The sequence below is a fragment of the Tessaracoccus aquimaris genome (assembly GCF_001997345.1).
Lineage (GTDB): Bacteria > Actinomycetota > Actinomycetes > Propionibacteriales > Propionibacteriaceae > Arachnia > Arachnia aquimaris.
This window is the reverse complement of the sequence record NZ_CP019606.1, coordinates 3,839,345-3,862,106: the sequence shown is the minus strand read 5'-3', so window position 1 is coordinate 3,862,106 and position 22,762 is coordinate 3,839,345. Positions and strand designations below refer to the sequence as shown.

The 22,762-nt window shown below is 70.2% G+C and carries 23 protein-coding genes, 1 tRNA gene, 1 other RNA gene and 1 pseudogene; 12 read left to right on the top strand and 14 right to left on the bottom strand.

The window, feature by feature from the left end; all coding sequences use genetic code 11:
* Nucleotides 1-24 precede the first annotated feature (24 nt).
* Nucleotides 25-1,488, bottom strand: coding sequence for an MFS transporter (locus BW730_RS17555; protein WP_077687402.1), 1,464 nt, complete (start codon nt 1,486-1,488; stop codon nt 25-27).
* A gap of 171 nt (nt 1,489-1,659) precedes the next feature.
* On the opposite strand from BW730_RS17555, the gene BW730_RS17550 reads away from it, so the two are divergent.
* Nucleotides 1,660-1,995: a MarR family winged helix-turn-helix transcriptional regulator gene (locus tag BW730_RS17550; RefSeq protein WP_145952956.1), complete on the top strand. Its 336-nt coding sequence runs from the start codon at nt 1,660-1,662 to the stop codon at nt 1,993-1,995.
* A 59-nt stretch (nt 1,996-2,054) separates the two neighbouring features.
* Entirely contained in the window at nt 2,055-3,101 is a 1,047-nt protein-coding gene (locus tag BW730_RS17545; protein ID WP_077687400.1) for a Gfo/Idh/MocA family protein, read from the top strand.
* A gap of 3 nt (nt 3,102-3,104) precedes the next feature.
* On the opposite strand, the gene BW730_RS17540 is transcribed toward BW730_RS17545, so the two are convergent.
* Nucleotides 3,105-3,491 carry a hypothetical protein gene (locus tag BW730_RS17540; protein ID WP_077687399.1) on the bottom strand — a complete coding sequence of 129 codons (387 nt, stop codon included), beginning with the start codon at nt 3,489-3,491 and terminating at the stop codon, nt 3,105-3,107.
* Between the two features lie 81 nt (nt 3,492-3,572).
* On the bottom strand, nt 3,573-6,404 hold the full coding sequence (locus tag BW730_RS17535) for a cation-translocating P-type ATPase (RefSeq protein WP_077687398.1): 2,832 nt from the start codon (nt 6,402-6,404) through the stop codon (nt 3,573-3,575).
* Nucleotides 6,405-6,514: 110 nt separating this feature from the next.
* On the opposite strand from BW730_RS17535, the gene BW730_RS17530 reads away from it, so the two are divergent.
* A complete protein-coding gene (locus tag BW730_RS17530; protein ID WP_077687397.1) occupies nt 6,515-7,018 on the top strand; it encodes a MarR family winged helix-turn-helix transcriptional regulator in 504 nt (167 codons plus the stop codon).
* Here the strand turns inward: BW730_RS17530 and BW730_RS17525 are convergent.
* The 9 genes from BW730_RS17525 to ffs form a co-directional block, all read right to left on the bottom strand.
* The gene (locus BW730_RS17525) at nt 6,975-7,796 is read right to left on the bottom strand and encodes an ABC transporter permease (protein WP_226996892.1); all 822 of its coding nucleotides are present in this window, start codon (nt 7,794-7,796) and stop codon (nt 6,975-6,977) included. The two genes, BW730_RS17530 and BW730_RS17525, sit on opposite strands and share 44 nt — an antisense overlap.
* Nucleotides 7,793-8,620 carry an ABC transporter permease gene (locus BW730_RS17520; RefSeq protein WP_077687396.1) on the bottom strand — a complete coding sequence of 276 codons (828 nt, stop codon included), beginning with the start codon at nt 8,618-8,620 and terminating at the stop codon, nt 7,793-7,795. The genes BW730_RS17525 and BW730_RS17520 overlap by 4 nt, the downstream gene beginning before the upstream one ends.
* Entirely contained in the window at nt 8,617-9,543 is a 927-nt protein-coding gene (locus tag BW730_RS17515; RefSeq protein WP_077687395.1) for an ABC transporter ATP-binding protein, read from the bottom strand. The genes BW730_RS17520 and BW730_RS17515 overlap by 4 nt, the downstream gene beginning before the upstream one ends.
* A gap of 38 nt (nt 9,544-9,581) precedes the next feature.
* A complete protein-coding gene (locus BW730_RS17510; RefSeq protein ID WP_077687394.1) occupies nt 9,582-9,992 on the bottom strand; it encodes a VOC family protein in 411 nt (136 codons plus the stop codon).
* A 220-nt stretch (nt 9,993-10,212) separates the two neighbouring features.
* Nucleotides 10,213-11,127, bottom strand: a complete 915-nt coding sequence (locus tag BW730_RS17505) for an aminoglycoside phosphotransferase family protein (protein ID WP_077687393.1) — start codon at nt 11,125-11,127, stop codon at nt 10,213-10,215.
* A gap of 5 nt (nt 11,128-11,132) precedes the next feature.
* The gene (recR, locus tag BW730_RS17500) at nt 11,133-11,741 is read right to left on the bottom strand and encodes a recombination mediator RecR (RefSeq protein ID WP_077687392.1); all 609 of its coding nucleotides are present in this window, start codon (nt 11,739-11,741) and stop codon (nt 11,133-11,135) included.
* Between the two features lie 13 nt (nt 11,742-11,754).
* The gene (locus BW730_RS17495; protein WP_077687391.1) at nt 11,755-12,063 is read right to left on the bottom strand and encodes a YbaB/EbfC family nucleoid-associated protein; all 309 of its coding nucleotides are present in this window, start codon (nt 12,061-12,063) and stop codon (nt 11,755-11,757) included.
* Between the two features lie 40 nt (nt 12,064-12,103).
* Nucleotides 12,104-14,359 (bottom strand): DNA polymerase III subunit gamma and tau, encoded by a 2,256-nt coding sequence (locus BW730_RS17490; RefSeq protein ID WP_077687718.1) that lies wholly within the window; start codon nt 14,357-14,359, stop codon nt 12,104-12,106.
* Nucleotides 14,360-14,483: 124 nt separating this feature from the next.
* Nucleotides 14,484-14,580: signal recognition particle sRNA small type (ffs, locus tag BW730_RS17485), an RNA gene on the bottom strand.
* Between the two features lie 67 nt (nt 14,581-14,647).
* Here ffs and BW730_RS17480 point away from each other — a divergent pair.
* The 3 genes from BW730_RS17480 (at nt 14,648) to BW730_RS17470 (ending at nt 16,209) form a co-directional block, all read left to right on the top strand.
* Nucleotides 14,648-15,622 carry an asparaginase gene (locus BW730_RS17480; RefSeq protein WP_077687390.1) on the top strand — a complete coding sequence of 325 codons (975 nt, stop codon included), beginning with the start codon at nt 14,648-14,650 and terminating at the stop codon, nt 15,620-15,622.
* A 58-nt stretch (nt 15,623-15,680) separates the two neighbouring features.
* Nucleotides 15,681-15,768, top strand: a tRNA-Ser gene (locus BW730_RS17475).
* A gap of 90 nt (nt 15,769-15,858) precedes the next feature.
* Entirely contained in the window at nt 15,859-16,209 is a 351-nt protein-coding gene (locus tag BW730_RS17470) for a hypothetical protein (RefSeq protein WP_077687389.1), read from the top strand.
* Between the two features lie 4 nt (nt 16,210-16,213).
* Here BW730_RS17470 and BW730_RS17465 read toward each other — a convergent pair whose 3' ends face one another.
* Together BW730_RS17465 and BW730_RS17460 are read right to left on the bottom strand one after the other, a co-directional pair.
* Nucleotides 16,214-16,891 (bottom strand): response regulator transcription factor, encoded by a 678-nt coding sequence (locus tag BW730_RS17465; RefSeq protein ID WP_077687388.1) that lies wholly within the window; start codon nt 16,889-16,891, stop codon nt 16,214-16,216.
* Nucleotides 16,888-17,601, bottom strand: coding sequence for a sensor histidine kinase (locus tag BW730_RS17460; RefSeq protein ID WP_226996891.1), 714 nt, complete (start codon nt 17,599-17,601; stop codon nt 16,888-16,890). Before BW730_RS17460 ends, BW730_RS17465 begins: the two co-directional genes overlap by 4 nt.
* A gap of 105 nt (nt 17,602-17,706) precedes the next feature.
* Here BW730_RS17460 and BW730_RS17455 point away from each other — a divergent pair, with 105 nt between their 5' ends.
* The 6 genes and pseudogenes from BW730_RS17455 to BW730_RS17435 all read left to right on the top strand — a co-directional run bounded on the left by BW730_RS17455 (nt 17,707) and on the right by BW730_RS17435 (nt 22,610).
* Nucleotides 17,707-18,438: an ABC transporter ATP-binding protein gene (locus BW730_RS17455; protein WP_077687717.1), complete on the top strand. Its 732-nt coding sequence runs from the start codon at nt 17,707-17,709 to the stop codon at nt 18,436-18,438.
* Nucleotides 18,435-19,859: an FtsX-like permease family protein gene (locus BW730_RS17450; RefSeq protein WP_077687386.1), complete on the top strand. Its 1,425-nt coding sequence runs from the start codon at nt 18,435-18,437 to the stop codon at nt 19,857-19,859. The genes BW730_RS17455 and BW730_RS17450 overlap by 4 nt, the downstream gene beginning before the upstream one ends.
* A 245-nt stretch (nt 19,860-20,104) precedes the next feature.
* A pseudogene (locus BW730_RS19655) lies at nt 20,105-20,422 on the top strand (siderophore-interacting protein); the annotation flags it as partial.
* 152 nt (nt 20,423-20,574) lie between these two features.
* Entirely contained in the window at nt 20,575-20,964 is a 390-nt protein-coding gene (locus tag BW730_RS19650; RefSeq protein ID WP_226997247.1) for a siderophore-interacting protein, read from the top strand.
* Nucleotides 20,961-21,572, top strand: coding sequence for a 2'-5' RNA ligase family protein (locus tag BW730_RS17440; RefSeq protein WP_158522723.1), 612 nt, complete (start codon nt 20,961-20,963; stop codon nt 21,570-21,572). Before BW730_RS19650 ends, BW730_RS17440 begins: the two co-directional genes overlap by 4 nt.
* Before the next feature lie 228 nt (nt 21,573-21,800).
* Nucleotides 21,801-22,610, top strand: coding sequence for a class I SAM-dependent methyltransferase (locus tag BW730_RS17435; RefSeq protein ID WP_077687384.1), 810 nt, complete (start codon nt 21,801-21,803; stop codon nt 22,608-22,610).
* Nucleotides 22,611-22,762: the final 152 nt, after the last annotated feature.

The window sequence follows — 22,762 nt, the reverse complement described above, 5'->3', positions numbered from 1 at the left end:
AACCCAGCGGGCGACGGCACTCGACTAACCGGCGGGCTGGGCCTCCAGGACGACCGAGGCGGCCCGGGACTTGCGGGCGCGGGGAACGAGCAGCGCGAGCGCGGCTCCCGAGGCCGCGGCGATCGCGCCTGCAAGGAAGCAGATCTGGAACGCCGTCAGGCTCGGCACCGCGGCGCCGTCGACCGTGACGCTCTGCCCTGCCAGCACCGCCGCCATCACAGCCCCCGCGACGGTGGTGCCCATGGACCGCATCAGCGCGTTGACGCCGACCGACGAGCCGGCCTCGTCCTCGGGGACGTTGTCCATGATCAGAGTCGGCATCGCGGCGTAACCGATCGCCACACCCGCAGACGAGACGCAGGTGGCCAGCGTCAACTGCCACGGTGCGCCCATCAGGAACACCGCGAGCACGTAGCCGCCCGACAGCACCAGGGCGCCGATCGCGAGGGTTGCCCGGGCCCCGATGCCGCTCAGAAGGCGACTGGAGACGGGGGCGAAGAACAGCATCATCAGGCCGGCGGGCGCCATCCAGAGGCCTGCCTGCAGGATCGTCTGGCCGAGTCCGTGGCCGGTGCTGCCCGGCATCTCGAGCAACTGCGGCACCACGATGGCCTGGGCCATCATGCCGAAGCCGATCAGCAGCGCGGCCAGGTTCGTCATCAGGACCGGACGCTTGGCGGTGGTGCGCAGATCAACGAGAGGCGCCTCGTGGCGCAGTTCGTACCAGCCCCACAGCAGCGCGACGACGACGCCAAAGGCGAGCAACCCGAGCGTCTTGGGATCGGCCCAGCCCCACTCGCTGCCCTTCGACACGGCCACGAGCACCGAGACGAGCGCGACGCCCAACCCCAGGGCGCCCACCAGGTCGAGGCGCGCCGGGTGCGCGTCGTCGGGGTTGGGAAGCAGCACGAGCGACAGCACCGCGACGGCGGCAGCGAGGCCACCCGAGACCCAGAACAGCATGTTCCAGGAGGCCTCCTCTGCGATCCAGGCCGCGAGCGGGAGCCCAAGAGCCCCGCCGACGCCCATGGTCGCCGACACCGCCGCGACGGCTGTGTTGACCTTCCGCTCCGGCGCGACCTCCCGGACCATCGAGATCGCCACCGGGATGTAGCCCATCGACATTCCCTGCAGCACCCGGCCGACCAGCACCGGCGCCAGCGTCCCCGACAGCGCGCAGACCAGCGAGCCGAGCACCAGCAGCAGCGACGATGCGATCAGCACCGGCTTCTTGCCGACGATGTCGGCGAGGCGACCGGCGATCGGCATGGTCACGGCCGAAGCGAGCAGCGTGGCGGTCACCACCCACGAGGCGTTCGACGCGGTGGTGTCGAGCAGGTGCGGCAGTTCCCGCTGGATGGGGATCACGAGTGACTGCATGAGCGCCGCGGAGAGGCTGCCGAAGCAGAGCACGCCGACGATGATGATCGCCGGGACGCGGCGGGTCGGCTTGGCGGAAGTGGTGGTGGAGGGGGTGTCGTTGCGCATAAGACCTATCTATGTATGTACCCTACATATACGGTTGTATGCTACCTACATGCCCAGCAGTTCCGCAAACCAGGACGGGCGCAGCGACGCGCCCCGTGCCCCGAGCGCAGGCTCGCGGGACTCCTCGTCCGCTTCGACACGCAGCGTCGGACCATCTCCCACCGACTCAGGATGAACCCCGCCGAGGCCCGCCTCCTGTGGCTGCTGTCGGTCGACTCCCCCCGCACGCTGCGCGACGTCGGCGAGGCCCTCGAACTGGAGCAGTCGACCGTCAACCGGCAGGTCAACGCGTCGATCCGCTCCGGGCTGATCCAGCGCCACCGTGGTCCGGACGGCCGGGCCTTCCTCGTCGAGCCGACCCCGGAGGGCGCGGCGGCCTTCGACGCGGACATGCGCGACCTCCTCGGCGGCTACGGCGCGGCGCTGCGCGAACTGGGCGACAGGGCCGACGAGTTCCTCGACCTGCTCGACCGGTTCACGGCGGCCTACAACCGCGACAAGGGCTGACGCCCGCCACCTGCGCGGACCCGCTGACGAGGACACGTCCGGCACGATGTAATGGGACCATGACGAACTCGCTTCCTGCTCCCCGCACCCCCGACCCGATGGCCGCTCCCCCGCTGCGTTGGGGCGTGATCGGCCCCGGCGGCATCGCGGGAGCCTTCGCGGAGGCGCTGCACGCCAACACCCGCGGCCGCGTGGTCGCCGTCGGATCGCGCAGCAGCGAACGGGCGGGCGCCTTCGCGCAGCGCTTCGGGGCCGACCGCAGCTACGGCAGCTATGCCGAACTGGCCGCGGACGACCGGGTCGACGCCATCTACGTGGCCACCCCGCACAGCGAGCACCTGCGCGGCGCGCTGCTCGCCATCGAGGCGGGCAAGCCGGTGCTCGTCGAGAAGGCATTCACCCGCAACGCGGCGGAGGCCCGTGAACTCCTCGACGCTGCCGGCGCCGCAGGGGTCGCGGCCATGGAGGCGATGTGGACCCGCTTCCTGCCCTCGACCGACATCGTGCGGCAGGTGCTGGAGTCGGGGATGCTCGGCGAACTCGAGGCGGTGTTCGCCGACCATGGCCAGTGGTTCGCCGACGACGCCACCTTCCGCCTGTTCGACCCGGAGCAGGCGGGCGGCGCGATGCTCGACCTTGGCGTCTACCCCGTATCGTTCAGCCACTTCGTGCTCGGCCGACCCGGGCGCATCCAGGCAGCAGGAACCAAGGCCTTCACCGGTGTGGACAGGCAGATCTCGGGGCTGCTGAGCGACTACGAGTCCGCCCCGAACGCGCACGCCATGGTCAACACGACGCTTGCCGCCAAGACTCCGACCGTGGCGCTGATCTCCGGCTCGGAGGCGAGGGTCGAGATCCCGGGCGCGTTCTACGCGCCGCAGCAGGTCGCCGTCATCGCGCGTGACGGGTCGGTCGCGGAGTCCGCACCGCCCGCGATCGCTGGACACCTGGGCCTCTGCCACGAGGCCGCGCACTTTGCCACGATGATCGCCGAGGGCCGCACCGAGTCGGAACTGCTGCCCTGGTCGGAGACGCTCGCCGTGATGGAGACCATGGACGAGTTGCGCCGCCAGGTCGGGGCGGAACTGCCGGGCGAGAGCCTCTGAGGCTCAGATGCTGTCGGTGCCGAGGAACTGGTTCTCCAGTTCGTCGGCGATCGACGTGATCCTGAACATCGTCTCGATGATGTCGGTGCGGTCGACGTTGGCGAGCGGCATGGCGCTGACGACCACGACGTAGCCCTCCTCGACGATGATGCCCCCGACGACCTTGCGGCTGAGCGCCTCGGCGGCCGTCCACAGGTCGATCTCGCTGAGCTGGCCGATGGCCGACTTGAACTTCACCCAGTCGGCCTCCTCGTTGGAGGCGTGTTCGACCACCACGGCCTGCGAGCGCAGGCTGGGCAACTCGAACACGAGCTGGAGGTTGTTGTCGTCGAGGTCGGTGGCGTTCCACTCGCGGTGCACGAACGCCTTGAGCTCATCCCAGCTGGCCATGGCCCCTCCTCCCGCCCGCCCGGGCGACCCCCGGGCACGATTCCATCGTCTCAGGTGGGTCCGACTTCGTCCACGGCCCTGTCAGGCGCGTCGCGCCGACGCCCTCCTGACCAGCTTGACGACCTCCTCGTAGCCGAGCACCACAAGGCCCGCGCCGACCGCGACCGCCCAGTGCAGCAGGTCGAGCGACGCCGTCCCGAACGCCTGCTGCAGGGCAGGAACCTCGACGACGAGCACCTGTCCGACGATGACCCCCGCGAACGACAGCCACAGCCACTTGTTGGTGAACAGATGGCTGAAGGCGCTGGTGACGTCGGCGCGGCTGTTGATGGCGTTGAACAACTGCATGAACACCAGCGCGGTGAACACCGTCGTCCGGGCGACCGCGAACTCCTGCCCTGCCGGGGCGAGGTGCTCGAGGCCGCCGATCAGCCCGCCGGGAAGCGAAAGGTCGTAGATGACGAGGTTGACGATGCCCATCACGAGCCCGATGCCGATGATGCGCGACCACATGTGAGAGTCGATGATGCGGTCGTTGAAGCCGCGCGGCTTGCGGGCCATCACGTCGTCGATCTCTGGATCGACGCCCATCGCGAGGGCGGGCCCGGAGTCGGTGACCAGGTTGATCCACAGGATCTGGGTGGCGAGCAGCGGCACGACGGTTGCGCCGGGGTTACCGGGGTCGGCCAGCCCGATCACACCACCGAGCACCACGCCGAGGAAGACGGTGGCGACCTCGCCCATGTTGGAGCTGAGCAGGTATCGGATGAACTTCTTGATGTTGTCGTAGATGACGCGACCCTGGCGCACCGCGGCGACGATGGTGGAGTAGTTGTCGTCGCCGAGGATCATCTCGGCGGCCTCCTTGGTGACCTCCGTGCCCGTGATGCCCATCGCGATGCCGATGTCGGCCGACTTGAGCGCAGGTGCGTCGTTGACGCCGTCACCTGTCATCGAGACGATCTGCCGCTGCTCCTGCAGCGCGTCGACGATCCGCAGTTTGTGCTCGGGCGAGACGCGGGCGTACACCGAGACGGTACGCACCGTCTCGCGCCACCCCTCGTCGTCGAGCGCGTCCAACTCGCGGCCGGTCACCGCTCGGGGGTGGTCGTCGCCCTCGACGATGCCGAGGTCGGAGGCGATCTTGGCGGCGGTGACGGGGTGGTCGCCCGTGATCATGACGGTGCGGATGCCCGCACGGTGCGCGTCCTTGATCGCTGCGGTCGCCTCCTCGCGCGGCGGGTCGATGATGCCGACGAACCCGGCCCAGACCAGGTCATGCTCGGACTCCTCGTCGAAGCCTCCCTCGGCGTCGAGGTCCTCCGCCTCGCGCCACGCGACGCCCAGCGTCCGGTAGCCCTCCTCGCTCAGGTCGACGATCTGGCCGGAGATCTCCGCGCGTCGCTGATCGGTCAGGGCGTGCGCCTCTCCCCCGACCTGCTCCTCGACGCACCGCTCGAGCAGCACGTCCGGGGCGCCCTTGGTGAAGACGTGCGACATGCCGAGCTCAGGGTTGTGGCCAAGCACCGACATCAGCTTGCGCTCCGAGTCGAACGGGGCCTCGCCCACGCGCTGGTACTGCGCAAGCAGATCCCCGACGCCCTCGATCTTCCGCTCGGCCACCAGGAAGGCCGCCTCGGTCGGATCGCCCTGGATCTGCCACTGGCCGCCGACGTGTTCCAGTTGGGCGTTGTTGGCGAGCACGCCCGCGCCGATCACCCGGTGCACCTCCGCCATCACCTCTTCGCCCCTGCCGACCAGGCGGACCTCTCCGGTCGGCTCGTACCCGATGCCGGAGAGCCTGACCCGCCCCGAGGCTGTGACGATCTCCCGCAGCGTCATCTCGTTCTTGGTGAGGGTGCCCGTCTTGTCGGAGCAGATCACGCTGACCGCGCCGAGGGTCTCGACCGAATGCAGGTCCTTCATGACGGCGTTTCGGCCTGCGAGCATCCGCACACCGATGGCGAGCACGAGAGACAGGATCGCCGGGAGCCCTTCCGGGACGGCCGCGACCGCGAGCGAGACACCCATCAGCAGGATGTCGACGGCGTCGCCGACCGAGCGGACCCCGTTGATCAGCGCGACCGCCGCCATCACGACGACCGCGATGACGATGACGAGCAGGCCGAGGACCTTGGAGATCTTGGCGATCTCGAGTTCGAGGGGGGACTTGTCGCCCTTCGTCTGGTCGAGAAGGGTCGCGATGTGGCCCATCTCGGTGTCCATGCCGGTGCCCGTGACGACGGCGCGGCCGACGCCTCGGGCCACTGCGGTGCCCTTGTAGACCATGTTGAGGCGGTCACCCAGTTGCACCTGTGAGGTCAGCGCGGCCACGTCCTTGGTGACGGCCTCGGACTCGCCGGTCAGCGACGCCTCCTGGACGCGCAGCGACGAGGCGGTCAGCAGCCGCGCGTCGGCCCCGACGGCGTCGCCCTCGGACAGCACCAGGATGTCGCCCGGCACGATGCCCGCCGACTCGAGGTCGACCAGTTTGCCGTCGCGCAGCACCGTGGAGTGGGCGGCCGTCATGTCGGCGAGCGCCGCGACGGCGTCCTCCGCCTTGTTCTCCTGCACGAAGCCGATCACCGCGTTGGCGATCACGATCAGGGCGATGACGATGGCGTCGACGGGAACGCCCGCCGCGCCCTCAGCGGCCCAGGCGATCAGCGAGATGGCGATCGCCGCGAGCAGCAGGTAGACCAGCGGATCGGCGAACTGCTTCAGCATCCGCTTCCAGGCGGGCTCGGTGGCCCCGGCCGTCAACTGGTTCGGCCCGTAGCGCTCCAATCTGGCGGCCGCCTCGGCGGCCGTGAGGCCGATCTCGGGATCGACCTGCGCCTCCAGCGCGACCTGTTCGGCCGGGATCAGCGTCGGGTCGGCTTGTGTGACGGCCAGCGAGGCTGACTCGGCCATGTTTCCTACCTTGTGGCGTCGTCAGCAGGTCCTGCGCAACGCCGGTTGTCGGATGCGGATATAGTTTGATTGTACCAACCACATGCGATGCTGCAGAGGGGCGTAACGGAATGGACCGCGACGTCATCGAGATGACTGACAGGCTACGCGTGGTGTTCGCCGACATCACCCGTTTGGCGTCGAGAGGCCACCTGCAACGGACGCTGCACGGCCACGACGCGCGCCTCACCCCCACCGACGGCTGGCTGCTGCGCCACCTTGCCGCGGAGGGTCCGAGCCGGGTCTCGCAACTGGCCCACTGGCAGGCGGTCGACCGGTCGACCATGACGTCGCAGGTCGCGCGCCTTGAGCGGGCCGGCCTGGTCTCGCGGGCCGCCGACCCGCAGGACGGTCGCGTCGCGATCATCAGCGTGACCAGGGACGGAGTCCACGCCCTCGAGTCCGGCCTCGACGCCGCCCGCGCGCTGTTCGGCGACGTGCTGAGCGACTGGTCCCCAGCCGAACGCCGCGTCCTCGTCGAGTCCCTGGAGCGGTTGACTCTCGCCCTGGAGGACCGCCTCGACGACGACGTCAGCGCAGGAACAGCGCCTTCAGCCGGCGGGTCGCCAGCGTGACGCCGAGCAGGATCATCACGGCGAAGTAGGCAAGGTGGCCCCAGATGGAGGGCTGGATCAGGCCGGTGGTGAGTTGCCGGATCATGTCGACGGCGTGCCACAGGGGCAGCGCCTTGATGATCCACTGCACCGTCTCCGGGTACACCTCGATGGGGAAGAAGGTGGCAGAGAGCAGGAACATCGGCAGCATCACGAAGAAGACCAGGTCGAGGTGCTGGAAGCCCTTCATGAAGCTCGTCGCCGTCAGCCCGACCGCCGCGAAACCGAACGCGACGATCAGGGCGGCCGGGATCGCGAGGATCGCCGTCCAGGACAGGTTCAGGCCGAGCAGAGTCGTGACGACCATGAACGCCGACGCGTACAGCAGCCCCCGGAACAGCGCCATGATGATCTCGCCGAGCGCCACGTCCATCGGGCCGAGCGACGTCGACAGCATCTGGTCGTAGATCTTGCCGTAGCGCATCCGGAAGAAGACGTTGCTCGTCGAGTCGTACAGCGCACCATTCATGGCGGAGACGGCCATCAGCGCCGGCGCGATGTAGGCGGCGTAGTTCACCTCATGCCCGTAGAACTGCACCCCACCGATCAGGGCGCCGAGCCCGAGGCCCATCGAGAGCAGGTAGAACACCGGCTCGAAGAAGCCCGTCAGCACCACGAGGTAGTTGTTGCGGGCGACCACCTTGAGCCCCCGAGCCACGACGGAACGGGTGTTGCCGGCGTAGATGCCTCTGAGCGCCTTGGGCACGCGGGGCGACGGCGCCTGGATCGTGTCACTCAATCGTCCAACCTCCTCCGGAAGGTGCCCACCGACAGCCAGCAGCCCACGCAGGCAAGCGCGGCGAGGAACCCGAGGTGCACCGCCGTCATTGCCGGCCCGATCGGCGCCCCGTAGAGCGCCCCGCGGCCCAACTCCGAGGCGTGCCAGAGCGGCGAGATCCAGCCGATCGGCTGCAGGTATCCGGGCAGCGTCTCGAGCGGGAAGTAGGTGCCTGAGAACAGCGTCAGGGGGACGATCACGAAGCGGTCGATGAACGAGAGTTGGCCGCGGTCGTCCTTCTGCGTCGACACCCACGCCATCACCGCGAACCCGGCGGCGAGCGACAGGAGGGCACCAATCGGAATCAGCGCCAGCGCCCCGAGGGGGTTGCCGATCCGGAAGATCCAGAGCATCACGATGTAGAACCCCATCACGGGGATCACCCGGGCGAGCACCGAGACCTGGAAGCCGAGCGCCATCTGGGCCGGGCTGATGGGGGTGAGCCGCATCGCGGTGAAGGAGTTGGACCACTTGAAGCCGCCGAACACCCCGAAGGTGTTCTCCTGCGCCGAGGCCTGCATGGCCGTCGCCATCACCAGCGCGGGGGCGACGAACGTCAGGTAGTCCACGCCCTCGATGCCCTTCCCGCCGTCGACGAGGACCCCGAGGCCCGCGCCGAGCCCGAGCAGGTACAGGATCGGCGACCCGACGGCGATCAGCAGGATCGACGGGAGGAAGGCGCGCAGGATGCAGAGTCGGTACTCGACGACTGCCCACCAGCCGAGCAGGCGGACCCGTCCGGCGTCGGCTGCCTTTCCCGAGTCGACGACGCGCGTGGCGCTCATTCGATCAGGCTCCTGCCGGTGAGCCGCAGGAACACGTCCTCCAGGGAGGACCTTCGCACGAGCGAGGTGATCGGCGTCAGGCCCCGGTCGAGGACGGCCTGCAGCGCGTGCTCCCCGTTGTCGTCGTAGATGAGGACCCGGTCGGCGAGCACATCGATGCGGCTGCCGACCCCCTGGAGGTCCGCGGCGGCGGCGTCGTTGCGACCCGACCCGAAGCGCACCTCCACCACCTCGCGCGTCGAGTACTGGCGGATCAGGCTGGACGGGGACCCTTCGGCCACGATCCTGCCGTGGTCGACGACGACGAGCCGGTCGCACAGTTGCTCGGCCTCGTCCATGAAGTGGGTCGTGACCACGAGCGTCGTGCCCTCTTCCTTGAGCCGGAAGAGCTGGTCCCAGAGGATGTGCCTTGCCTGCGGGTCGAGCCCCGTTGTGGGTTCGTCGAGCAGCATGATGCGCGGGTTGTTGATAAGCCCTCGGGCGATGGTGAGCCGCCGCTTCATGCCCCCGGAGAGCCCGTCGACGCGGGCCGTGCGCTTCTCGCGGAGTTGGGCGAAGTCCAGCAGTTGCTCGGCCCGCTCCTTCACGTACGCCCGAGGCAGGGCGAAGTAACGACCGTAGACGATCAGGTTGTCGATGACCCGCAACTCCTCGTCGAGCAGGTCGCCCTGCGGAACGATGCCGAGTTGCGCGCGGATCTCCGGGCCGTGGTGCGCGGTGTCCATCCCCAGCACCGTCAGGCTTCCCGCGGTGGGGGTCGAGGTCGCGGCGATCATCCGCATCGTGGTCGACTTCCCGGCGCCGTTCGGCCCGAGGAAACCGAACGACTCGCCCCGCGGGATCTCGAAGTCGATCCCGTCGACCGCGACGACGTCGCCGTAGCGCTTCGTCAGGCCGCGGGCGGTGATCACAGGTTCTGGCACCCGAGTGACCCTACCGCCCGTGCCCGACAGTCATGGGTTCACTGCTGGCCGAGTTGGTTGACGTGCCAGAGCACACCGAACTGGTCGCGCACCATGCCGTAGACGTCGCCCCACATCTGCTTCTCGAAGGGGACAACCGGCTGGCCACCCTCGGAGAGCTTGGCGAAGAAGCCTGCGAGCCGGTCGTCGTCGCCGGAGATGGACACGGCGACGGTGTCGCCCTGGGTCTGGGGCATGCCCTCCATGGTGTCGCTAGCGAAGATGACCATGCCGTCGTCGGTGGTCAGGCTGGAGTGCATCACGCGGTCGGAGCCGGGGAACTCGGCACCGCCCTGCGCCTCGCCGAAGGTCATCACGGACAGGTCGCCGCCGAGGACCGACTGGTAGAACTCCATGGCCTGGCGGCAGGTGCCGTCGAGGGCGAGGTAAGGGTTGAGCAGGATGGACATGGATGTCACCTTTCGTCTGGGGCCGAACCGGCCCGCGGACGAAACTCTAGGACTCGCCGCCGACAAGCGGAAGAGAGGAAACCCTGGGGACGGCTTGGCGTTGAGCAGCAATCCGCGTTCGATTCGACCTTGAACGTTCAACACGCCCTGAAGCGCCGTCGATCAGTGAATGCTGCTCAACGCCAGACCGGTCCCACCGCGGACCGTCGGGCGGGCGCCGTCAGACGAGGGGGTCGGTGAACGCCTTCGCGAGCGCGATCATCCGGCCGCGGAACTCGTCCGAGGCGGGGGCGAACTCGGCGGCGTCGACGGCGTTGAGGACGAGCCGGAACAGCGTCCAGGCACCGACGCGTTCCAGGTCGAGGCCCGCCGTGTCGGCCACGATCTCGGCCCGCAACCGGACGTGGGTGCGGAGGCTCGCGGCGCGGGCGGCGGCGTCGGGCCGGTTCCAGACGATCGGTGCGACCGCGTACGCCCACTCCCCCGCGACCGGTTTCGGATCGATCGCGAGCCAGGGCTGCCGGTCTGCGGCCAGCACGTTCGAGTCGTGCAGGTCCTCGTGCACGAGGCGGTCGCCGGGGGTGACAAGCAGGTCGTCGAGCCAGCCTGCCGCCTGCTCACGCAGGCGCCTCGGGACCAGGTCGCACGGGGCGGAGAGCTTGCCGCGCCAGCGCTCGGCCCGCGCCGCCAGGCTGTCGAACTGGGGGGTGGCGGGACGGTCCAGTTGCACCATCAGCCGGCCGATCTCCTCGCTCGCCTCAAGGATGGAGGTCGTCGTCAGCGACCGGTCGTGCAGTCGCTCCAGCAGCATCGCGAAGTGGTGCGGCGCTGCTGCGACGAGTCGGACGGCGCCGTCGCCGGCCCAGAGGCGCAGCGCCAGGTGCTCCTCCGCTGCCTCGACGTGTGGCCACGTGAGCTTCAGGGCGAGCGGAGTGCCGTCGCCGTCGATGACGGGCACCACGATCGCGCACTCGCCGTGCCACGCGGCGCCGTCGGGGGTGAGGTCCCAGCGCGTCAGAGATGCGTCGATCAACGTGGGGAGACGCTGGAGCCAGTAGTCGCCGGAGATGCCGTATCTGGGGTCGGGGGCGCGCCCGGCGACCGTCGCGACGAACGACGGCGGGATCTGCACCATGGCGCTCAGCCGGCGGGCTCGAACATGGCCCTGCGGCCCTCGAAGGCGCGACCGAGCGTCACCTGGTCGGCGTACTCGAGGTCGCCGCCGACCGGCAGTCCGCTCGCGGGGCGGGTGACGCGCACGCCGAAGTCGCGCAGCATCCGGCTCAGGTAGGCGGCGGTCGCCTCGCCCTGCGTGTCTGGGTCGGTGGCCAGGATGACCTCCTGGACCTCGCCGTCTGCGAGTCGCTGGAACAGTTCGCGCGTGTGCAGGTCTGCGGGGCCACGGCCGTCGATCGGCGAGATGGAGCCGCCGAGCACGTGGTAGAGGCCACGGAACTCGTTGGTCCGCTCGATGGCCACCACGTCCTTCGACTCCTCGACGACGCACAACTGGGTGCGGTCGCGGCGCGGGTCGCGGCAGACGCGGCAGCGTTCCTCCTGGGAGATGTTGAAGCACACCTCGCAGAAGCGCGACGCCTCCTTGACCCGGCGAAGCGTGTCCGCGAGCGCGAAGACGTCCTCGTCGGGTGCGTCGAGGAGATAGAACGCGATCCGCTGCGCGCCGCGCGGCCCGATGCCGGGCAGGCGGCTCAGCTCGTCGATCAGGTCCTGGATCGGCCCTTCATACACGGGTGGGCCTGCCTCACATTCCCGGAATCTGGGGCATCTCGGGCATCGCGGCCGCCATCGCGGCGTCGGCCTGGGCCTTGGCGGAGCGGAAGGCGGCGATGATCAGCGCCGAGAGCGTCTCGGTGTCATCGGGGTCGCACGCGTCGGGCGAGATCGCGACCTGCAGGAGCTCGCCCTTGCCGTTCATCGTGACGGTGACGAGGTCGCCGCCCGCCGAGGCGGTGAACTCCTTCTCCGACAGCTCGCTCTGGGCGCGCTCCATGTCGTCCTGCAGCTTCTGCGCCTGCTGCATCAGCGCGTTGAGATCAAAGTCACCAAACATCTGTTTCTCCTGTTTCGTCTTGGCCCAGCATATGAGCGGCTCAGCGCTCGTCGGCCTCACGCACCGAGATGAGCTCGGCGGCGAAGGTGCTGCTGAGCAGTTCCTCTGCATTGTTGGTCGGGTCGAGCACCTCGTCGTCGTTGGACACCTCCGGCTCGGTGGACCGCGACGCTGGCTCCGGTGTGGCGGCCTGCTGGCGCGGCTCGGGCGGGCTCGGCTGGGCGACCGGCGCACCGGAGGGGCGCTGCTGCTGCACGGCCTCGGCCGGGGCGTCGCCCGAGACGATCGGGTTGACGCGCAACTCGACCCCGATCACCTCGATCAACGAGTCGACGAGCACGTCGATGCTGCCGCCCGAGCCGAAGTTCTCCTTCGGGCCGGGGCCGGAGAAGCCGAGCGTCAGGGCGCCGTCGGCGACGTCGATCACCTGGGCGTGCTGCGCGAGCAGCATGTGGGTGAAGCGGCGACGACGCTTGACCTCGTCCAGCACGTTGGGCCACACGCGCCTCAACTCGGCGGCGGTGAGGTGCCCCGACGGCGCGGCGGCCGGTGCGGGCCGGGCCTGCTCGGGCTTCGGCTCGGCCGGAGCCTGCCCCGGGGCGGTGCCTGCGGGGCGCTGCTGCGGAGCCTGGCCCGCGGGGCGCTGCTGCGGGGCTTCGCCAGCGGAGCGCTGCTGGGGGGCCTCACCGGCAGGGCGCTGCCGGGGCGACTCTGTGGGCGGCTGCTCGGGTGCAGGGCGCTGCTGCGGGGCCGCGCCCGAGGGGCGCTGGGTCTCGGCAGCCTCGGATGGACGCTGAGTGGGGGGCTCCGGCGCCGCCTGTTCCGCGGGGCGACGCGAGGGCTCCGGCTCGGCCGCGGGGCTGGCCTCCGCCTGCCTCGGCCGCGCGGGGCGCTCGGGGACGTCGGCCCACTGTTCGACGGGCGCGGGCGCCCCGTCGCCCATCATCCCGACGCGCCGCTCGAGGCGGTCCATTCGGGCGTGCAGACCTCGCTCGTTGGTGTCGGCGCCCGGCAGCAGCACCCGTGAGCACATCAGTTCGAGGTGCAGGCGGGGCGCCGTGGTGCCACGCATCTCCGTCAGGCCCGTCGCGATCACCTCGGCGGCGCGGGTCAGTTCGCCCGACCCCATCCCGGCGACCTGGGTCTGCAGGCGTTGGGCCTGGTCCGCGGCGACGTCGAGGATGCCGTTGGTGGCGGCCTCTGGGACGGCCGCGAGGATCACGAGGTCGCGGAGCCTGCGCAGCAGGTCCTCGGCGAACCGGCGCGGGTCCTGGCCGACCTCGATCACCTTGTCGATCGTGCGGAACACTCCCGCAGCGTCGCCGGCGGCGAAGGCGTCCATGATCTCGTCGAGCAGCGCGTCGGGGGTGTAGCCGAGCAGAGCGGCGGCCTGCGTGTAGCTGACGCCCTCATCGCCGGCGCCGCCGAGCAACTGGTCGAGCACGGACAACGAGTCGCGCACCGACCCGGCACCGGCCCTGACGACCAGCGGGATGGACGCGTGATCGACGGCGACGCCCTCGGTCTCGCAGATCTGGGTGAGATAGTCCCCGAGCACCTTCGGCGGCACCAGCCGGAAGGGGTAGTGGTGCGTGCGGGACCGGATGGTGCCGATCACCTTCTCCGGCTCGGTCGTCGCGAAGATGAACTTCGTGTGCGGCGGAGGCTCCTCCACCAACTTCAGCAGGGCGTTGAAGCCCTGCGGGGTCACCATGTGGGCCTCGTCGATGATGTAGATCTTGTAGCGGCTGGCGACCGGGGCGAAGTAGGCGCGCTCGCGCAGGTCGCGCGCATCGTCGACACCGCCGTGCGACGCGGCGTCGATCTCGATGACGTCGATGGAGCCGGGGCCGCCACGGGCCAGGTCGACGCAGGAGTTGCACTGGCCGCAGGGCGTGGCCGTCGGGCCCTGCTCGCAGTTGAGGCAGCGCGCAAGGATGCGGGCGGAGGTGGTCTTGCCGCAGCCGCGCGGACCGGAGAACAGGTACGCGTGGTTGACGCGGTTGTTGGTCAGCGCCCGCTGCAGCGGGACAGTGACGTGCTCCTGCCCGATGACGTCGGCGAAGGTGTCGGGGCGGTAGCGCCGGTACAGCGCGAGTGGGGCGTCCGGGGTCGAGGCTGCGCGAGGGGCGCGCGCCTGGGGGGTCGGGGCGACCAGGGCCGGCTCCCGCACCTCGGCAGGCACGGCCTCGGGCTCGGGATCGCTCGACTCGTCGTCGGCGAACAGGCCGGGACCGGTCTGTTCATCCGGCTCGGGTTCGGGTGCCGGATCGTCGAAAAGACCGGGGCCCTCCATCGGTTCGAAACCGGGAAGGTCGGCCGATCCGGTGCCCTCCTCGATCGGGCCGTACTCGTCCTCGTCGTACTCGTCGTCCACGCGTTTCACCCTAATTCAGCTCGCCGACACTTCGCGAGGAAAGAAAAAGGGCCCCTCGCGCACCCGGAAGAGCTCACTTACCCTTGCTGCCTTCCGACCCTGGGGGAGTTGGGCGAGATACCGCCGCGCGAGGAACCTGCACACACTCTAGCCCATCGTCCAAGGCCCGCGTCCACCTCAGATGGGGCGGGCAGTAGTGTCGTGCGCATGGTCAACGTCGTGGAACCCGTGCTCGCCGAGGTCTGGCGGGGGGACTATCTGGAGTCACAGCACCGCGGCTCGCTCGTGGTGCTCGGCGCCGACGGGGCGGTGCGCCTCAGCGTCGGAGACGTGACGTCCGCGACGCTGCCGCGATCCGCCGTCAAGCCGCTGCAGGCGATCGGAATGCTGCGCATCGGGCTCGATGTGGTCGGCGCCGAACTGGCGCTGGTGGGCGCCTCCCACTCCGGCGAGGACTTCCACCGCGCCGCCGCGGCGGCGATCCTGGCGGACTGCGGGCTCACCGTCGACGACCTCCAGAACACCGCGAGCCTGCCTGGCGACGAGGGCGCGTTGATCGACTGGGTGCGCGGAGGGCACGGCAGGGAGCCGCTTGCCCACAACTGCTCCGGCAAGCACGCGGGCATGCTGCGCACCTGCGTGCGGGCCGGCTGGTCCACTGACGACTACCTCTCCCCCACCCATCCGCTGCAGGTCGCGGCGCGTGCGGCGCTCGCCGAGTTCACCGGCGAACCGGTCGGCGACCCGGTCGCCGACGGATGCGGCGCCCCCGCATTCGCGACCACGCTGACTGGCCTTGCCCGAGCCTTCGGGCGGCTCGCGTCGGCCTCCGACGGCGAGGCGAGGCAGATCGCCGACGCCTTCCGCGCCTTCCCCGAGTACGTCTCCGGCACTCAGCGCGACGAGGTGGTCTTCCACCGCGAGGTCCCCGGCCTGGTCTGCAAGCTCGGCGCGGAGGGCGCGTTCGCGGTGGGCCTGGCGGACGGCACCGGCATCGCCGTCAAGATCGCCGACGGCAACCACCGCGGCAACATCCCGGTGCTCGTCGCGGTGCTCGAGGCGCTCGGCCACGGCACAGACCGGCTGCGGGATCTCGACCCCTACCCGGTGCTCGGCCACGGGGTGCCCGTCGGCCGCGTCCGCCTCGCCGAGACCATCGCCCCGGTCATCGCCGCCCTCTGAAGGCGCCAAAGCGACCCAGATTTGGGGCGAGGTTCACGCCTCCGGTAAGGTTCCCGACGGAGGATTCGCCTAGAGGCCTATGGCGCTCGCTTGGAAAGCGGGTTGGGTTCACGCCCTCACGAGTTCGAATCTCGTATCCTCCGCCACCAGATGGCCGTCCCACCGGGGCGGCCATTCGACGTTGTCCGGGGTGATCGGCCGTCGGAGGCGACCCGCGGCCCGCCTAGCATGTCCGGATGAGCGAACTGGCAGCCACCCCCGGCGTCATCCCCTATGTGGACTACCACGACGGCCCGCGCCGCCTCGTCACGATCGTCTGCGAACAGGGCGGCCTGATCAGCGGCAACTCACGTCCGGTGATCAGCATCGACGGAAGGGCCTACCAGGTGATGTACGGCCCGGTCACGTTCGAGGTGCCCGCCGACCGGAACGTGCACATCGGCGTCCATGTCACCGGGTCACAGACCCAGACCGGCCTCGCCTCGACGCTGCTCGAACCAGGCGGCAACGACGAGTCGTTCGGGCACAGGGTGCGGTCCATGTCGGTGCTCGGCGAGCTGACCCGGATGCCGCCGTACGCCTACTGAGGGGTCACAGCGACGGGGCGCCCGAGTCGGCCAGGAACGCAAGGATCGCGCGCACCCTTCGATTCTCCTCGCCGGGCGCGAGGCCAAGCTTCATGAAGATGTTCGACACGTGCTTGGCGACCGCGGCGCCCGAGAGGAAGAGAGTCTCGGCGATCTGGGCGTTCGACAGCCCCCTCGCCATCAACTCGAGCACCTCCAACTCGCGCTGGCTCAGCTCCCCCAGGCCCGACCTGCTGCTGCGCATCATGGCCCGTGCGACCTCCGGGTCGATCACCACGCCTCCCGCGAGCACCAACCGCAGCGACGAGACGAACTCGGCCACGTCGGCGATCCGGTCCTTCAGCAGGTAGCCGGTGCCGCCGTCGGCGGGCAGCGCGAACAGTTCCTGCGCGTACATCGGGGCGACGTACTGGCTGAGCACGAGCACCGCGACGCCCGCGTGCCTGCCCTTGATGGTCAGCGCGGCGCGAAGGCCGTCGTTGCTCATCCCGGGCGGCATCCGCACGTCGGTGATGACGGCGTCCGGGAGCGCGCCTTCTGCCTCGAGCGTTGCGAGCCGGTCGAGCAGCGCGTCCGCCCTCGCCTCCTGCGCGACCACCTCGAAGCCCTGCCGCTCGAGCAGCCCCACGAGGCCCTCGCGCAGCAGCGTCGAGTCGTCGGCGACGACGAGCCGCGCCGTCACAGCGCCACGCCCGACTCGCCGCGGAACAGCAGCAGCGGGATCGTCGCGGCGACCTGGGTCGGGCCGCCGTCCGGGCTGGAGATCGTCAGGCGACCGCCGAAGGCCGCCAGCCGTTCCCGCAGGCCGGAGAGTCCGTGACCGGGGACGATTCGGGCGCCCCCTGGGCCGGTGTCGACGACGGAGACGCGCAGGTCGTCGTCGGCGGCGAGCAGCACCGTGACCGACGCGCCGGGCGCATGCTTGATGGCGTTGGCGATGGCCTCGGTAGCGAAGAAGTAGCTGGCGGCCAGCACCCCCTCGGGCAATTCCGGCAGCGGGTTCGGGGCGACGATGCGGACCTGCGCCCCCGAGGACGCCGCCACGTCGTCGAGCGCTGCGGCAAGTCCCCGCTCCGTCAGGATCGTGGGGTGGATGCCGCGCACCGTCTCGCGGAGGGACTCCAACCCGGCGGCGAGCGACGCGCGCGCCTCGGCGAGGAGTTCGCGCAGCATGGGGTCGTCCTGGATCGCCGGGGCGAGTTGCACCTCGCCGAGCTTCATGGCCGCGGCGACAAGGTACTGCTGGGTGCCGTCGTGCAGGTCGCGTTCGATGCGCCGTCGCTCGACCTCGTACGCGTCCACGATGATGCGCCGGGAACGGGCTAGCTCCTCGACCTCCCGGGCGCGCTGCTCGCCCATCGGGTCGCCTGATCGTCGCCTCCTGAACACCACGCCCCGAAACTACCGGGCTGGTGAGAGTAGTGCCAGCACTACCCCGATACCATCGCCTGCACTGTGGCCGGGCCGACCGCGACGCTGTGCAATGGAGGCATGAACATGACACCGCTCTCCCCGACGAGCCCCTCGGCGTCGCCGACGCCGCTGCTTGCCACCTCCGACATCACCTTGCACTTCGGCCAGGTACGCGCCCTCGCCGGCGTGAGCGTCGGGATCGCCGCAGGCGAGACGGTCGCCATCATGGGCCCGTCCGGGTCCGGCAAGTCGACCCTGCTGCACTGCCTCTCCGGCGTGCTCGTTCCCGACGGGGGCAGCGTCAGTTTCGACGGGGAGGACCTGACCCAGTTGAGCGACAAGGCCCGCTCGCAACTGCGGCTGCGCCGCTTCGGGTTCGTGTTCCAGGACAACCAGTTGATCCCGGAACTCGTGGCGAGGGAGAACGTGGCCCTTCCGCTGCTGCTGACCGGCACCGGTCGCGGAAAGGCCTTGAAGGAGGCCGACTCGATGCTCGAGCGGATCGGGATCGCGGAACTGCGCGACCGCCGTCCGGGCGACATGTCGGGGGGCCAGGCGCAGCGGGTCGCGATCGCGCGCGCCCTGGTCGGCCGGCCGTCGGTCGTGTTCGCAGACGAGCCGAGCGGCGCCCTCGACCAGGCAACCGGCCACGAGGTGATGCAACTCCTGACGACCACCGTCACGATGGCCGGGGCGAGCCTGGTGCTTGTGACGCACGACCCGAACGTCGCACGGTGGTGCGGGCGGCTCATCGAGATCCGCGACGGCCTCGTGCACTCGGACCGCGTCCTCGCCGCGCAAGGCGGCCTCCAGTGAGCGCCGGTGCGACCGGCCTGACGTCGCTCAGCCTGCAACTGACGAGGGCGCGCTTCGTGACGCGGCAGGGCGAGTCCCTGCTGTACCTCGCCTCAACCCTTGCCTACGCCGTCTGCTCGTCCCTGGCGCTGACGGTGGCGGGCGGCACCTGGATGTTCTGGAACCGCTACCGGCAGCCGACGGGGCTCCTCGCGGACGTGCTGGCGGTCGACCCGTCCTTCACCAACGTCCTGATGTTCTACGTGATGCTGGCAATCATCGCCTGCGCGCTGCTCGTCCCCTCACTCTTCGGCTTGGCCGCCTCTGCGGCCGTGCTCGGCGCGCGCGGCCGCGAGCGGCGACTCTCAGCGCTGCGCCTGCTCGGCGTCTCGGCAGGCGACGTCACCCGGATGTCGCTGATCGACACCGCGATCCAGGCGGGCATCGGTTGTGTGGTCGGCACGATCGCGTACCTTGCCACGGTGCCGCTGTGGTCGAACATGCAGATGCAGTCGGTCCCGATCGGGGTGCAGGAGATGACGCTTCCGTGGTGGTTGCTTCTGTCGGTGCTCGCGGCGACGCTGCTGATCGGCCTCGGCGCCAGTTGGTGGGGGCTGCGTCAGGTGCGGATCTCGCCGCTCGGCGTCGCGCGTCGCGCCAACCGGCCTGCGCTACGTGCCTGGCGGGTGGTGGTGTTTGTGGGCGTCGTGATCGCCGCCATGATCGGCACCCAGATGCTGCAACTCGGAGGGCAGATCATCTTCTGGATCATCCTCGGCGCGATCCTGCTGACGGTGGTCTGGGGCCTCAACCTGGTCGCACCGTGGTTCCTGCAGTTGATCAGCAAACTGCTCGCCAAGTCGCCCTCGCCGTCGATGATCTGGGCCGCGCGCCGGATCGAGTCGAACCCCAAGACGACGTGGCAGATGGGCTCCGGCATCGCCCTGATGTCCTTCATCGGCGGCTACATCTCGATGATGCCGCTCAACTTTGCGCAACCCGGCGACGCGGAGGTCGTGACGTCGTTCGTCGAGGGGGCGGCGTGGGACTTCACGAAGGGCGCGCTCATCACGTTGGCCGTCGGCCTCGTCCTGACCGCAACCTCAGTGCTGATCACGCAGGCCTCCGCGGTGCTTGAGCGCGCCGAACAGGCCCGCGCCTTGGACAAGATGGGCGCGCCGCGGTCGTTCCTGACCAGGGCCACATGGCTCGAGACGCTCGGCCCCCTCGTGCTCGCCATGGTGCTGGGCTCCGGGCTGGGCATCGCGATGGCGACACCGATGGCCGAGTTCGCGGGATCGGTCGGCGCCCGCGCGTCGACCGGCACGCTGATCCTCGGGTCGGTGCTGATTGCCGGCCTGGCGCTCGTGACCGCCGCGCTCCTCGCGACCCGACCGCTGCAGCGCCAGGTGCTCGCGGTGCACGAGCGCCCCAACGACTGACGCTTCGAGGCGCCGTCGAGCCTCCTTCCCCGGGGTTCGGCGGCCCGTCCGGCGCGCCCCTGCCGTCACCTCGGGCCTGTCCCATGAGCCTGACGACCCGAGCGGACGTCGCAGGCTGGCGAGCGCCGCAGGCGGGCCACTGGGCGCGGCGTCGGCCACCTGCGCGCGCTCGATCCCGTGACACGACACGGCGGAACATCTTTTCGATCGGTTAGGCTTACCTAAATCAATCAACAGGAGACCGCATGCCCTCGCGACCTCGCCCCCTTCGCACAGCCACCGTCACGGCGACCGAGCGGCTCTCGCCGCAACTGGTCCGGCTGAGCTTCGACTGCCCCGACCTCGCAGGCTCGGATCTTGCGTTCACCGACCACTACGTGAAATTCCTGTTCCCTCCCGCCGGCGCCGACTACGCCTGGCCCTTCGATCCCGAGGCCATCCGCGACGCGACGCCCGAGCAGTCCCCGGTCACGCGGACCTACACGCTCCGCAGCCATGACGCGGCGACCGGGGCCATCGACGTCGACTTCGTGATCCACGGCGACGAGGGGCTCGCCGGACCGTGGGCGGCCCGCGCCGTCCCCGGCGACGAACTCGGCTTCTTCGGCCCCGGCGGCGCCTGGGGACCGAGCGAGGGCTATGACCACTTCGTGCTGGTGGGCGACGAGTCTGCGGCACCGGCCATCGCCGCCGCCGTCGAGGCCCTCCCTCTGGCATCGGGGCGAGCGTCTTCCTTGAGATCGCCGACGACGCCGCCCGGTTCCCGTTCCCCGAGCGCGCGGGCGTCGACGTGGTGTGGGTGCAGCGCGACGGCGCCCCCTACGGCTCGGCGCTGGCCGCGCGCGTCCGTGCGACCGAGGCACCAACGGGTCGGGTCGGCTGGTTCGTGCACGGGGTCGCCGAGATGATCAAGGACCTGCGCCGCTACCTGTTCGTCGACCTGTCCCTCCCGAGGGCGGACGTCTCCATCTCCGGCTACTGGCGCTCCGGGATGACGGAGGACGGCTGGCAGTCCTCGAAGCACGCCTTCGTCGCGGCGATGGACACCGAGGAGGTCGCGGCGGGCGCCGAGCCCGCCCCCGTCAAGGAGCAACGCAAGGCGTGATCCTCGTCGCAAGCCAGGAGCGCGACTTCGTCGAGTGGCACGGAGGGTGCCCCACCGCGCTGGTGTGGGCGCTCGACCTGGGCGACCCCGCGCTTGTTGCCCAGGTCGTCGCGGCGCGCGCCAGGCTCGGCGACGTGCTGCTGCCCCGCTACGAGCGACAACCGCACGTCACGATCGCCTACGCGGGGCTCGGGCCGCACGAGGGCGCGACCCCGGAGGGGCACCTGTACCCGCCGGAGTCACTGGTGCGCGACCTCGACCTCCTGCGCGGCTCGGGCATCGGGCCGCTGCGCGTCGAGGTCTCGGGCTGGGACACGTTCGCGATGGCCCCCTACCTGGGCGCGGACGTGCCCGGGGCTGCGGACCTGCGGGCGCTGCTGCTGGGCGGCGCCGAGGGCTACGTGCCGCACGTCACGCTCGGCTTCTACGCCGCCGGGGCCGACGCGGCGACCCTGCACGAGCGGATGTCGGGCTGGGACGCGCCGAGCCTCGGATACGACGTCGACTCGCTGACACTGTTCAGTTACGCGACCTCCGACATCGCTGGCCCGCTGGCGGTGGTCGGCCGGTTGAGCCTAGCCGACGGCACCTGGTCGCCCGCCAACTGACCTCGGAACCCCGGCCCGACTCGGGCCATCTGGCCTCGGTGCGGGGTCTGGGCTTGAGCATGTTTGGTTGCTCGTTTCCGATTTGATCGTGCAAGTGGCGTGCGAGCGGCAACGAGTCACCAAACATGCTCAAACTCCCACCCAGCACCCGCGCACCACCCGGAGGGGTCCGTCTCGCTCCGTGGTCGGTCGCCGGAAGGGTGGTCGAGACCCCGAACACTTGGCCCCATGACGACGCGGTCCGAACCCAGGTACACCCACGGGCATCACGAGTCGGTGCTCCGCTCCCACCGCTGGCGCACCGCCGAGAACTCGGCCGCCTACCTCCTCCCCCATTTGACGAGCGACACGCTCCTGCTCGACGTCGGCGCGGGGCCGGGCACCATCACCGCCGACTTCGCGGCCACCGTCGCCCAGGTGACGGCGACCGAGGTCGACGAGGACGCCTTGGCGCACACCCGGGCGACCATCACCGAACGCTGGGTCGGCAACGTCGACCTCGCGGTCGCCGACGTGCACGACCTCCACTTCGCCGACGACTCCTTCGACGTCTCGCACGCGCACCAGGTGCTCCAGCACGTCGCCGACCCCGTCAAGGCGCTGCGAGAACTGGCCCGCGTGACGCGACCCGACGGCCTGGTCGCCGTGCGCGACAGCGACTACTCCGGCTTCACGTGGTGGCCGCGTCTCCCCGGCCTCGACGACTGGATGGCGCTCTACCAGCGCTGCGCCCGGGCCAACGGCGGCGAGCCCGACGCAGGTCGGCGGCTGCTCGGCTGGGCACACGAGGCGGGCCTGGACGACGTCCTGGCCACCTCGTCGACGTGGTGCTACGCCACGCCTGAGGACCGCGCCTGGTGGGGCGGCATGTGGGCCGACCGGATCTTCGACTCCGCGATGGCTACGCAGGCCCTGGATGAGGGCATGGCGACGCGGGCCGACCTTGAGCGGATCAGCGAGGCTTGGCGGGAGTGGGCAGCGGCCGAAGACGGCTGGCTCTCGATCCTGCACGGCGAGATCCTGGCAAGGGTGCACTGAGCGCCCGCCGCTCGGGTCGCGGCGGCCCTCGACGGCGGCACTGTTGCGGACCCTTCGACACGGGCGCAGGCGCCCTGCTCAGGGAACGAACACGGGCGCAGGCGCCCTGCTCAGGGAACGAACACGGGCGCAGGCGCCCTGCTCAGGGAACG

Bases quoted from the DNA above. Each gene is read 5' to 3' on its own strand.
- BW730_RS17555 (WP_077687402.1), bottom strand. From the start codon at position 1,488: ATGCGCAACGACACCCCCTCCACCACCACTTCCGCCAAGCCGACCCGC.
- BW730_RS17550 (WP_145952956.1), top strand. From the start codon at position 1,660: ATGAACCCCGCCGAGGCCCGCCTCCTGTGGCTGCTGTCGGTCGACTCC.
- BW730_RS17545 (WP_077687400.1), top strand. From the start codon at position 2,055: ATGACGAACTCGCTTCCTGCTCCCCGCACCCCCGACCCGATGGCCGCT.
- BW730_RS17540 (WP_077687399.1), bottom strand. From the start codon at position 3,491: ATGGCCAGCTGGGATGAGCTCAAGGCGTTCGTGCACCGCGAGTGGAAC.
- BW730_RS17535 (WP_077687398.1), bottom strand. From the start codon at position 6,404: ATGGCCGAGTCAGCCTCGCTGGCCGTCACACAAGCCGACCCGACGCTG.
- BW730_RS17530 (WP_077687397.1), top strand. From the start codon at position 6,515: ATGGACCGCGACGTCATCGAGATGACTGACAGGCTACGCGTGGTGTTC.
- BW730_RS17520 (WP_077687396.1), bottom strand. From the start codon at position 8,620: ATGAGCGCCACGCGCGTCGTCGACTCGGGAAAGGCAGCCGACGCCGGA.
- BW730_RS17510 (WP_077687394.1), bottom strand. From the start codon at position 9,992: ATGTCCATCCTGCTCAACCCTTACCTCGCCCTCGACGGCACCTGCCGC.
- BW730_RS17505 (WP_077687393.1), bottom strand. From the start codon at position 11,127: ATGGTGCAGATCCCGCCGTCGTTCGTCGCGACGGTCGCCGGGCGCGCC.
- BW730_RS17495 (WP_077687391.1), bottom strand. From the start codon at position 12,063: ATGTTTGGTGACTTTGATCTCAACGCGCTGATGCAGCAGGCGCAGAAG.
- BW730_RS17490 (WP_077687718.1), bottom strand. From the start codon at position 14,359: ATGGAGGGCCCCGGTCTTTTCGACGATCCGGCACCCGAACCCGAGCCG.
- BW730_RS17480 (WP_077687390.1), top strand. From the start codon at position 14,648: ATGGTCAACGTCGTGGAACCCGTGCTCGCCGAGGTCTGGCGGGGGGAC.
- BW730_RS17470 (WP_077687389.1), top strand. From the start codon at position 15,859: ATGAGCGAACTGGCAGCCACCCCCGGCGTCATCCCCTATGTGGACTAC.
- BW730_RS17455 (WP_077687717.1), top strand. From the start codon at position 17,707: ATGACACCGCTCTCCCCGACGAGCCCCTCGGCGTCGCCGACGCCGCTG.
- BW730_RS17435 (WP_077687384.1), top strand. From the start codon at position 21,801: ATGACGACGCGGTCCGAACCCAGGTACACCCACGGGCATCACGAGTCG.